This window comes from Pseudidiomarina halophila (assembly GCF_003987215.1).
Lineage (GTDB): Bacteria > Pseudomonadota > Gammaproteobacteria > Enterobacterales > Alteromonadaceae > Pseudidiomarina > Pseudidiomarina halophila.
In genome coordinates this window covers 398,587-410,764 of the sequence record NZ_PIPW01000002.1, presented here as the reverse complement: position 1 = coordinate 410,764, position 12,178 = coordinate 398,587, and the positions used below count along the sequence as shown (strand labels likewise).

At 48.3% G+C, this 12,178-nt stretch carries 6 protein-coding genes; all 6 read right to left on the bottom strand.

Annotated features, from left to right (window positions below):
* Nucleotides 1-15: 15 nt before the first annotated feature.
* Nucleotides 16-2,139: an elongation factor G gene (gene fusA, locus CWI69_RS07935; protein ID WP_126763553.1), complete on the bottom strand. Its 2,124-nt coding sequence runs from the start codon at nt 2,137-2,139 to the stop codon at nt 16-18.
* Nucleotides 2,140-2,166: 27 nt separating this feature from the next.
* The gene (gene rpsG, locus CWI69_RS07930) at nt 2,167-2,637 is read right to left on the bottom strand and encodes a 30S ribosomal protein S7 (RefSeq protein ID WP_126763551.1); all 471 of its coding nucleotides are present in this window, start codon (nt 2,635-2,637) and stop codon (nt 2,167-2,169) included.
* A gap of 77 nt (nt 2,638-2,714) precedes the next feature.
* Nucleotides 2,715-3,089, bottom strand: a complete 375-nt coding sequence (rpsL, locus tag CWI69_RS07925) for a 30S ribosomal protein S12 (protein WP_126763550.1) — start codon at nt 3,087-3,089, stop codon at nt 2,715-2,717.
* A 191-nt stretch (nt 3,090-3,280) separates the two neighbouring features.
* Nucleotides 3,281-7,516, bottom strand: a complete 4,236-nt coding sequence (rpoC, locus tag CWI69_RS07920; RefSeq protein ID WP_126763548.1) for a DNA-directed RNA polymerase subunit beta' — start codon at nt 7,514-7,516, stop codon at nt 3,281-3,283.
* Nucleotides 7,517-7,551: 35 nt separating this feature from the next.
* Nucleotides 7,552-11,580 carry a DNA-directed RNA polymerase subunit beta gene (rpoB, locus tag CWI69_RS07915; RefSeq protein WP_126763546.1) on the bottom strand — a complete coding sequence of 1,343 codons (4,029 nt, stop codon included), beginning with the start codon at nt 11,578-11,580 and terminating at the stop codon, nt 7,552-7,554.
* Nucleotides 11,581-11,795: 215 nt separating this feature from the next.
* Nucleotides 11,796-12,170, bottom strand: coding sequence for a 50S ribosomal protein L7/L12 (gene rplL, locus CWI69_RS07910; protein WP_126763544.1), 375 nt, complete (start codon nt 12,168-12,170; stop codon nt 11,796-11,798).
* Nucleotides 12,171-12,178 lie beyond the last annotated feature (8 nt).

Below are 12,178 nucleotides of genomic sequence, written 5' to 3'. Positions count from 1 at the left end.
CGGACCAGACTCTACTTAATCTTTAGTTTGACGAGCAGCAATTACCTGCTCAGCAATGTTGTTAGGTGCTTCAGCGTACTTCAAGAATTCCATTGCATAAGATGCACGGCCCTGAGTCTGCGAACGCAGGTCAGTAGCGTAACCGAACATTTCTGATAATGGAACTTGCGCGCGGACTTCTTTCAAATCACCTGCAGCATCTTCCATGCCTTCGATGATACCGCGACGACGGTTCAAGTCACCAACTACGTCACCCATGAAGTCTTCAGGAGTAACAACTTCGACTTTCATCATCGGCTCTAGAATCGCTGGGTTAGCTTGCAATGCGCCTTTCTTGAACGCCATGCTACCCGCGATTTTAAACGCCATTTCTGAGGAGTCAACATCGTGGTATGAACCATCATACAAGGTTGCCTTAACGCCGAGAAGCGGGTAACCAGCAAGTACACCATTCTGCATTTGCTCTTGGATACCTTTATCTACCGCAGGAATATATTCCTTCGGTACCACACCACCCACGATTTCGTTAACGAATTCGTAGTTTGCGGTCTCTTCGTCAGAAGCATCGAATTCCATCGGCTCGATCTTCAACCAAACGTGACCAAACTGACCACGACCACCTGATTGACGTACGAACTTACCTTCAACTTCCACTGCTTTACGGATAGTTTCACGATAAGCAACCTGAGGTTTACCTACGTTACACTCAACGTTGAATTCACGCTTCATACGGTCAACGATGATGTCCAGGTGAAGCTCACCCATACCTGAGATGATCGTTTGACCAGACTCTTCATCGGTTTTGACGCGGAAAGACGGATCTTCTGCAGCCAATTTACCTAAAGCAATACCCATTTTTTCCTGGTCAGCTTTAGTTTTCGGTTCTACAGCAACAGAGATTACTGGCTCAGGGAATTCCATCCGCTCAAGCGTAATAATGTTGTTCGGGTCACACAAAGTGTCACCAGTAGTTACGTCTTTCAGGCCGATTGCTGCCGCGATGTCGCCCGCCAGAATCTCTTTGATTTCCTGACGATCGTTTGCGTGCATCTGTACCATACGACCGATACGTTCGCGCTTGCTCTTCACCGGGTTGTAAACCGTGTCACCTTGTTTTACAACGCCTGAATAGACGCGTAAGAAGGTTAAGGTACCAACAAACGGGTCAGTGGCGATTTTGAATGCCAATGCTGAAAACGGTTCAGCATCGTCAGACTTACGTAAGCCTTCTGACTCATCGTCCAGAATACCGCGAATCGCTTTAACTTCTGTAGGTGCCGGTAGGTACTCGATAACTGCGTCAAGTACTGCCTGTACACCTTTGTTCTTAAATGCAGAACCACACAAGCACAATACGATTTCGTTGTTCAGGGTACGCTGACGAAGACCAAATTTGATTTCAGCTTCAGTCAACTCACCTTCTTCAAGGTACTTGTTCATCAGCTCGTCGTTAGCTTCCGCTGCTGCTTCAACCAACTCGTTGTGATACTGCTCAGCTTCGTCAACCAGGTCTTCTGGAATTGGATCGTAAGTAAAGGTCATACCGGAATCTTCTTCGTTCCAGTTAATCGCTTTCATTTTGATCAGATCCACGACGCCTTTGAAGTTTTCTTCAGCACCGATCGCCAAGTGAATTGGGACTGGAGTTGCGTTCAGACGACCTTTGATCTGTTTAACAACACGCAAGAAGTCCGCACCTGCACGGTCCATCTTGTTGACGAAGACCATACGTGGAACTTCGTACTTATTAGCTTGACGCCAAACAGTTTCGGTTTGCGGCTGCACGCCTGATGATGCACAAAGAACAACAACAGCACCATCAAGTACACGCAAAGAACGCTCAACTTCAATGGTGAAGTCTACGTGTCCTGGGGTGTCGATGATGTTGACGCGGTGTTCTGGGAACTGCGCATCCATACCACGCCAGAAACAGGTTACTGCAGCTGAGGTAATTGTGATACCACGCTCTTGTTCCTGCTCCATCCAGTCAGTGGTTGCTGCACCGTCATGTACCTCACCAATTTTGTGAGATAGACCGGTGTAGAACAACACACGTTCTGTGGTGGTTGTTTTACCTGCGTCTACGTGAGCACAGATACCGATATTACGATAGCGCTCAATCGAAGTTTTACGGGCCATAAATTCCTCTTTGGGTTAACTGTGAGTCTACCAGCGGTAATGGGCGAACGCTTTGTTCGCTTCGGCCATACGGTGGACGTCTTCACGCTTCTTCACAGCAGAGCCTTTATTTTCAGATGCGTCTAGCATTTCACCTGCTAGGCGCTGAGCCATGGATTTTTCACCCCGAGTACGCGCAGCATCAACTAACCAGCGCATAGCCAGTGCATTACGACGCACCGGACGAACTTCTACAGGAACCTGATAAGTTGAACCACCAACGCGGCGCGACTTAACCTCAACTGTAGGACGTACATTGTCCAGTGCCGTTTCAAATACTTCTAAGTGCTCTTTCTTTGACTTTTCAGCCATGATATCTAAAGCACCATAGATAATATGTTCTGCGACAGATTTTTTGCCGTCTACCATGACGACATTGATAAATTTAGCCAACAACTCTGATCCGAACTTAGGATCCGGCAGGATTTTACGTTGACCAATGACGCGTCTTCTAGGCATCTTAATATTCTCCGATTAATTCAGGGTTTCCCCAAAACATAAAAATTACAGTGTTTGGCCTTACTAACGGAGAACCGTTAAGACTTCGGCCGCTTCGCGCCATATTTCGAACGGCCTTGACGCCGATCGTTTACGCCGGCACAGTCAAGCGCACCGCGCACTGTGTGATAGCGAACACCTGGCAAGTCTTTTACACGGCCGCCGCGAATCAATACGACAGAGTGTTCTTGCAGGTTGTGACCTTCACCACCGATGTACGAAGATACTTCGTAACCGTTCGTCAAACGCACACGGCATACTTTACGTAGCGCTGAGTTCGGCTTTTTCGGGGTGGTTGTATAAACACGGGTACATACACCGCGTTTCTGTGGGCAAGCCTCAAGTGCCGGAACGTTGCTTTTAACAACCGGCTTTTGACGACCTTTGCGCACCAGCTGATTAACTGTTGCCATTCATTACTCCTGATTTTGTTGATGTCGCTCAACAGAGTGAAAATCCAAGTTTCCCCACACCACGGGCTAAATGCCCTAAATATGGGGAGGCCGAATTTTAATGGTCAGAAATTCACCTGTCAAGGTAAAAACAAAAGAGCCAGTACCGATCAAGGTACTGGCTCCTCACTTATTGCACGGCAGGTGACTGATTATTCAGCGTTGTTACCGTTTTCGCTCTCTTCATCACCGAAGTTAAGCGCGTCAGCAAGTTGCTGCTCTGCTTGTTCCGCGGTCAGTTTCGGAGCATCCGCCTGGCCAAGCGCTTCCATACGCTTGCGCGCACGTTCGCGATGGTAAGCGAAACCGGTACCAGCAGGAATCAAACGACCTACGATAACGTTTTCTTTCAGACCGCGTAATGGATCCTGCTTACCTTGCACAGCAGCTTCGGTCAGTACGCGTGTCGTTTCCTGGAACGACGCCGCGGAAATGAACGACTCTGTCGACAATGAAGCTTTGGTGATACCCAGCAATTGACGCTCATAGGTCGCTGGCAGTTTGCCGTCTGCTTCTGCTTTCGCATTGGCAGCAAGCACTTCTGACAGCTCCATCATCTCGCCTTCAAGCAGTTCAGTCTCACCTGGGTTCAAGATAATCGCTTTACGCAACATCTGACGCACGATGGTCTCGATGTGCTTATCGTTAATCTTAACACCTTGTAAGCGATAAACTTCCTGAACCTCGTTCACGATATAGTTTGCCAGGGCGCTGACGCCACGCAAACGTAAAATATCGTGCGGAGCCTCTGGACCATCGGCGATAACTTCACCTTTGGTTACCGATTCACCTTCAAAGATGTTCAGCTGACGATGCTTAGGAATCATCTCTTCATACTGATCACCATCACTTGGCAGAATCAGTAAACGACGCTTGCCTTTCGTTTCCTTACCAAAGCTCACCGTACCTGTGACCTCTGCCAAAATGGCAGGCTCTTTTGGCCGACGTGCTTCGAACAAGTCCGCAACCCGCGGTAGACCACCGGTGATGTCTCGCGTTTTTGATCCCTCTTGCGGAATCCGCGCGACCGTATCACCGACTTTCACCTCAGCGTTATCTTCAAGGTTAATGATCGCATTACCCGGTAAGAAGTACTGAGCTGGCATATCCGTGTCAGCGATGTTGACATCTTTACCTTTGGCATCGACCAATTTAACCATTGGACGCATATCTTTACCGGCGCTGGTCCGTTGTCCTGTTTCCAGTACAACGATACTTGAAAGGCCAGTCAATTCGTCAGTTTGACGGGTCATAGTGACACCATCAATCAAATCAACGAATTTCAGACGACCTGCCACCTCGGTAACGATTGGGTGCGTGTGCGGATCCCAGTTCGCGACGATTTCGCCAGCTTCAACAGTGTCGCCTTCGTTTTTCTTCAGGACGGCACCGTAAGGTACTTTGTAACGCTCACGCTCACGACCAAACTCGTCGATCAACGTCAGTTCTGTTGACCGCGAAGTGATAACAATATGGTCTTCGCTGTTAGTAACATATTTAGCGTTATGTAACTTCAACGTACCTTTGTTTTTCACCTGAATGTTGTTGGCTGCTGAGTCACGCGATGCCGCACCACCAATGTGGAAGGTACGCATGGTCAGCTGGGTTCCCGGCTCACCGATGGACTGCGCAGCAATAACACCCACTGCCTCACCCTGGTTAACCAGGTGACCACGTGCCAGGTCACGACCGTAACAGTTCGCACAAACACCGAAGTCAGTATCACAGGTAATAACCGAGCGTACTTTAACTTCATCAATCGAGTTTTGTTCCAACACGTCACACATCTTCTCATCGAGAAGCGTATTACGTGGAATCAATACTTCGTTGCTACCCGGTTCCAACACATCATCACAAACCACACGACCAAGTACACGCTCACGCAATGGCTCAACAATGTCACCGCCTTCAATCAATGGTTTGATGAAGAGGCCATCGTGGGTACCACAGTCTTCCTGAACGATTACAACGTCTTGTGCGACATCGACCAACCGGCGCGTCAGGTAACCTGAGTTCGCTGTTTTCAATGCCGTATCCGCCAAACCTTTACGCGCACCGTGAGTTGAGATGAAGTACTGAAGTACGTTCAAACCTTCACGGAAGTTCGCGGTGATTGGCGTTTCGATGATGGAGCCATCCGGCTTCGCCATCAGACCACGCATACCAGCTAACTGACGAATCTGCGCAGGGCTACCACGAGCGCCTGAGTCAGCCATCATGTAGACCGAGTTAAACGAGTCTTGCTGTTCTTCTTCGCCTTGCGCGTTGATAACAGTTTCTTTCGACAGGTTTTCCATCATTGCCTTAGAAACTTTCTCGTTCGCGGTCGACCAGATATCGATAACTTTGTTGTATTTCTCGCCTGCTGTAACCAAGCCTTGTTCGAACTGCTCCTGGATTTCAGCAACTTCTTCTTCTGCTGCGTCGATAATTTCTTTCTTCGCATCAGGAATAACCATGTCATCAATACCAACCGATGCACCCGCAATCATTGCGTAGTGGAAACCGGTGTACATGATTTGGTCGGCGAAAATAACTGTCGGCTTCAAACCAATGTCACGGTAAGAGCGGTTCAACAAGCGACCGATCTGTTTCTTACCCATTGACTGGTTGATCATGTCAAATGGCATACCTTCTGGCAGAATCAGCGACAAGATGGCACGACCAACGGTGGTGTCATAAATTGTCGTTAACTCGCTACGCTCGCCTTCTTCACTGATCAGCACTTCGTCTAAACGCACTTTCACGCGGGCATGCAATTCAGCTGCGCCAGTACGGTAAGCTTTTTCAGCTTCCTTGGCGTTTTTGAAGATCATGCCTTCGCCCTTCGCGTTAATTTTTTCGCGTGTCATGTAGTACAGACCCAAGACAACGTCCTGTGATGGAACGATAATCGGGTCACCACTGGCAGGTGACAAAATGTTGTTCGTTGACATCATCAACGCACGCGCTTCAAGCTGTGCTTCCAGTGTCAATGGCAAGTGAACGGCCATTTGGTCACCATCGAAGTCGGCGTTGTATGCCGCACACACGAGTGGGTGCAACTGAATCGCCTTACCTTCGATAAGTACTGGTTCGAACGCCTGGATACCCAAACGGTGCAACGTTGGTGCACGGTTCAGCATCACTGGGTGTTCTTTGATCACTTCATCAAGCACGTCCCATACTTCCGGGATTTCGCGCTCTACCATTTTCTTCGCAGCTTTGATGGTGGTCGCTAAACCACGGCCTTCAAGCTTGCCATAGATAAACGGCTTGAACAGTTCCAATGCCATTTTCTTCGGTAGACCACACTGGTGCAGGCGTAACTTAGGACCAACAGTAATTACTGAACGGCCTGAGTAGTCGACACGCTTACCTAGCAGGTTTTGACGGAAACGACCTTGCTTACCTTTAATCATGTCTGCAAGTGATTTCAATGGACGCTTGTTAGTGCCGGTAATCGCACGACCGCGACGGCCGTTATCCAGCAATGCATCCACAGCTTCCTGCAACATACGCTTTTCGTTGCGCACGATAATGTCCGGTGCCGCCAAGTCCAACAAACGCTTCAAACGGTTGTTACGATTGATGACACGGCGATACAGATCGTTCAGGTCTGAGGTTGCAAAACGGCCACCATCAAGTGGTACCAACGGACGCAGGTCTGGTGGCAACACAGGTAGCACTTTCAGGATCATCCACTCTGGTTTGTTACCAGAGTTATGGAACGATTCCAGCAACTTCAGACGCTTGCTGATTTTCTTACGCTTGGTTTCTGAATTGGTTTCAGGTAACTCTTCACGCAAGGTTTTGATATCGGCTTCGATATCAATATGCTTCAACAAGCTAAGTACTGCTTCGGCACCCATTTTCGCTTCGAATTCGTCACCGTTTTCTTCCAACGAGTCAAGATACTCATCTTCAGTAAGGATCTGGCCACGCTCAAGCGTAGTCATACCGCCTTCAGTAACGACATAAGATTCAAAATACAATACCCGCTCGATATCACGCAGGGTCATATCAAGCATCAAGCCGATACGGCTTGGTAGTGATTTCAGGAACCAGATGTGCGCAACCGGGCTAGCCAATTCGATGTGACCCATGCGCTCACGACGTACCTTGGTCAGTGTGACTTCAACACCACACTTCTCACAGATCACGCCACGATGCTTCAAGCGCTTGTACTTACCGCACAAGCACTCGTAGTCTTTCACCGGGCCAAAAATGCGCGCACAGAACAAACCATCACGTTCAGGCTTGAACGTACGATAGTTGATCGTTTCTGGCTTTTTCACTTCACCGAAAGACCAGCTGCGGATCATATCCGGAGAAGCAAGTCCGATGCGAATCGCATCGAACTCTTCAGTCTGGTTTAACGGTTTTAAAAACTTTAATAAGTCTTTCACGATTTATCTCCTGGCAATTAGCGTCCGGTGTGGTCTCAGTCTTGGTCCAACTCAATGTTGATACCGAGTGAGCGGATTTCCTTCAGCAATACGTTGAAGGACTCCGGCATACCTGCTTCCATTCGCAAGTCGTTGTCGACAATGTTTTTGTACATCTTCGTACGACCGTTTACGTCGTCCGACTTCACTGTCAACATTTCCTGCAAGGTGTACGCAGCACCGTATGCTTCCAATGCCCAAACTTCCATCTCACCGAAGCGCTGGCCACCGAACTGCGCTTTACCACCCAACGGTTGTTGGGTAACCAAGCTGTACGAACCGGTAGAACGTGCGTGCATCTTGTCGTCAACCAAGTGGTTAAGTTTCAACATGTACATGTAACCGACGGTTACATCACGCTCAAAGCGTTCACCAGTACGCCCGTCATACAGAGTAATCTGGCCAGACTCTGGCAAATCACCCAGTTTCAGGAGTTCTTTAATTTCACTTTCTACAGCACCATCGAATACTGGCGTCGCCGTCGGCAAACCTTTTTTCAGGTTGGTTGCCAGACGCATGACTTCGTCATCACTGAATTCACTGATGTCGACGTCCTGGCGAGTCGAACCAAGGTCATAGACCTTCTGTAAGAACTCACGCATTTCAGCCACTTTCGCTTGCTGCTTCATCATTTTTTCGATCTTGGTACCGATACCGCGAGCCGCAAAACCTAAGTGGGTTTCAAGGATCTGACCGATGTTCATACGCGAAGGTACGCCCAACGGGTTGAGTACGATATCAACCGGATTACCATCAGCGTCGTAAGGCATGTCTTCAACCGGTTGAATGGTTGAGATAACACCTTTGTTACCGTGACGACCAGCAAGCTTATCGCCCGGCTGGATACGACGACGAACCGCAAGGTAAACCTTAACAATCTTCAAAACGCCTGGCGCAAGGTCATCACCCTGGGTGATTTTGCGACGCTTGTTTTCGAACTTGTTATCAAAATCAGTGCGCAATTCTTCATACTGCTGAGCAATTTGCTCAAGCTGCATCTGCGCATCTTCTTTCTTCAAGTTTTGCGTCAGCCATTTGCTTTGTTCAAGACCAGCAAGTTTTGACTCATCAAAACCGTTAGCAAGCAGCAGACTGCGAGCACGCTCGTAGATACCACGCTCAAGGATCTTGAATTCGTCGGTTAAGTCTTTCTTGACCTGCTCCAACTGCATGCTTTCGATATCCAGGGCACGCTTATCTTTTTCCACGCCATCACGGGTGAAAACTTGGACATCGATAACCGTACCGGTGACACCATTTGGTACACGTAGCGAACTATCTTTCACGTCCGACGCTTTCTCACCAAAAATAGCTCGCAACAGTTTCTCTTCCGGAGTCAGCTGGGTTTCGCCTTTAGGCGTCACTTTACCAACCAGAATATCACCGCCGTTGACTTCAGCACCGACGTAAACAACACCTGACTCATCAAGTTTGTTCAGTGCGGACTCACCAACGTTCGGAATATCAGAGGAGATTTCTTCTGCACCCAGCTTAGTATCACGGGCAACACAGCTCAGCTCTTGAATATGAATAGTTGTTAAGCGGTCTTCCTGTACCACTCGCTCCGAGATCAGGATTGAATCCTCGAAGTTGTAACCATTCCACGGCATAAATGCGACGCGCAAGTTCTGGCCAAGTGCCAATTCACCCATGTCTGTTGACGGACCATCGGCCAGTACATCACCACGCATTACCGGTTCACCAACATTTACTGTCGGAGTCTGGTTAATACAGGTGTTCTGGTTCGAACGGGTGTACTTAACAAGGTTGTAGATATCGATACCGGCTTCGCCTGGCACCATCTCTTCTTCGTTAACTTTTACCACGATACGGCTGGCATCAACTTTATCGACCACACCACCACGCTTGGCGACTACGGTTACACCCGAGTCAACCGCTACGGTACGCTCAATACCTGTACCTACTAACGGCTTATCAGCTCGCAGGGTTGGCACAGCCTGGCGTTGCATGTTCGAACCCATCAAGGCACGGTTAGCATCGTCGTGTTCAAGGAATGGAATCAGGCTCGCAGCGATCGATACGATCTGTTGCGGCGCGACGTCCATGTATTGAACTTGTTCTTTCGACATTAAGGTAAATTCGTTCTTGTGACGACACGGAACCAGGTCATCAACCAATTCGCCTTTGTCGTTCAATACGACATTCGCCTGGGCAATGACGTACTGACCTTCTTCGATCGCTGACAAGTAATCAACGTCGTCAGTCACTACACCATTGTCGATCCGACGGTACGGGGTCTCAAGGAAACCATACTCGTTGGTACGGGCAAAGGTCGACAGTGAGTTAATCAAACCGATGTTCGGACCTTCAGGAGTCTCGATCGGACACACACGACCATAGTGAGTTGGATGCACGTCGCGAACTTCGAAACCGGCACGCTCACGAGTCAAACCACCCGGACCTAAAGCAGAAATACGACGCTTGTGCGTAACTTCTGATAACGGGTTGTTTTGGTCCATGAACTGTGACAACTGGCTTGAGCCAAAGAACTCTTTCACCGCGGCACTAATCGGCTTCGCGTTGATCAGGTCTTGCGGCATTACCGCATCAAGATCGCCTAAACTCAGACGCTCTTTAACTGCACGTTCAACACGTACCAGACCTACACGGAATTGGTTCTCGGCCATTTCGCCAACTGAACGAATACGACGGTTACCTAAGTGGTCAATATCATCCACTTCATCAAGACCGTTACGAATTTCGATCAACTTACGCATGACTTCGATGATGTCTTCTTTGGTCAGGGTACCCGGACCAGTCAAATCATCACGACCTAAACGACGGTTGAACTTCATCCGACCCACCGCTGACAAGTCATAACGGTCATCACTGAAGAACAAGTTGTCGAACAAGGATTCCGCCGCTTCTTTAGTCGGTGGCTCGCCCGGACGCATCATGCGATAAATTTCAACCAAAGCTTCCATACGGTTGCTGCTTGGATCGATGCGCAAGGTTTCGCTCATGTATGGACCGTGATCCAAATCATTCACGAACAAGGTTTCAAATTTCTTGAAGCCCGCTTCACGTAATTCAGCCAATAATTCAAGGGTCAACTCAGCGTTAGCCTCAGCCACAACTTCGCCGGTCTTCTTATTGGTGTATCCTTTCGCTAGCACTTTACCGACCAGATATTCTAATGGAACTTCCATTTCTGGTTGGTTCAAGCCTTCAATCTGTTTGATGTGGCGCGCGGTAATACGACGGCCTTTATCAACGATAACTTCGCCGTCATCGTTTTTAATATCAAACTTCGCAGTTTCGCCACGCAGACGCTCTGGCACTAACTGCATAAATACTTTCTTACCACGGAACTGGAAGTAGGTGGTATCGAAGAACATCTCAAGGATTTCTTCAGTGCTGTATTCCAGCGCACGCAAAATAATCGACGCCGGTAATTTACGACGACGGTCAATACGTACGAATACGTTGTCCTTCGGGTCAAATTCAAAATCTAACCACGAACCACGGTAAGGAATTACACGTGCGTTGTAGAGCACTTTGCCTGACGAGTGGGTTTTACCCTTGTCATGATCAAAGAACACGCCCGGCGAACGGTGTAACTGAGAAACGATAACGCGCTCGGTACCGTTAATTACAAAAGTACCATTCTCGGTCATGAGTGGAATTTCACCCATGTACACTTCTTGCTCGCGCATATCTTTAACGGTTCCTGCAGCTGCTTCTTTATCATAAAGAACCAAACGCAGTTTTACTCGCAATGGAGCAGAATAGGTGATACCCCGAATTTGACATTCTTGAACGTCAAATACCGGCTCACCAAGACGATAGCTCACATATTGTAATTCCGAATTACCTGAATACGCTGTAATCGGAAAAACTGAGCTAAAAGCTGCTTCCAGACCATTATTACCTTCTGGATCCAGCTCAATAAATTTTTTAAATGAATCTAATTGGATTGACAACAGGTAAGGCACTTCAAGTACATGAGGCCGCTTACCAAAATCCTTGCGAATACGTTTTTTCTCAGAGTAGGAGTACGCCATGGGGTTCCTCAGCTAGCTGATTGATGACCCTAACCACCGGGGAGTCGATGGTTAAAAACAAGCTTGTTATAGCTTGTCGTTCCCGTTTTTGTCACCGCGAGCATGCACCCCAATAACGGGCAAAAATGATACATGCTTAACAGCGCAAAAAGCCTGGTGACTCAAAAAGTCACCAGGCCCAGGCCTAAACGGCCAAGTTTTTTGTATGCAGTTGTTTACTTAACTTCAACTTCTGCACCAGCTTCTTCAAGCTGCTTCTTCAGTGCTTCAGCGTCGTCTTTGCTGATGCCTTCTTTAACGGCAACAGGTGCAGACTCAACCATAGCTTTCGCTTCTTTCAGGCCAAGACCAGTTGCGCTACGAACTGCTTTGATCGCGCCAACTTTGTTTGAACCAGCTGATTTCAACACTACGTCAAATTCAGTTTTCTCTTCTGCAGCTTCAGCAGCGGCAGCTGGACCAGCAGCTACTGCAACAGCAGCAGATGCGTCAACACCGAATTTTTCTTCTGCAGCTTCAATCAACTCAACCAGTTCCATAACTGGCATTTCAGCGATTGCATTCAAAATATCATCTTTAGTAAGAGCCATAACTCTAA

Bases quoted from the DNA above. Each gene is read 5' to 3' on its own strand.
- rpoB (WP_126763546.1), bottom strand. From the start codon at position 11,580: ATGGCGTACTCCTACTCTGAGAAAAAACGTATTCGCAAGGATTTTGGT.
- rplL (WP_126763544.1), bottom strand. From the start codon at position 12,170: ATGGCTCTTACTAAAGATGATATTTTGAATGCAATCGCTGAAATGCCA.
- fusA (WP_126763553.1), bottom strand. From the start codon at position 2,139: ATGGCCCGTAAAACTTCGATTGAGCGCTATCGTAATATCGGTATCTGT.
- rpsG (WP_126763551.1), bottom strand. From the start codon at position 2,637: ATGCCTAGAAGACGCGTCATTGGTCAACGTAAAATCCTGCCGGATCCT.
- rpsL (WP_126763550.1), bottom strand. From the start codon at position 3,089: ATGGCAACAGTTAATCAGCTGGTGCGCAAAGGTCGTCAAAAGCCGGTT.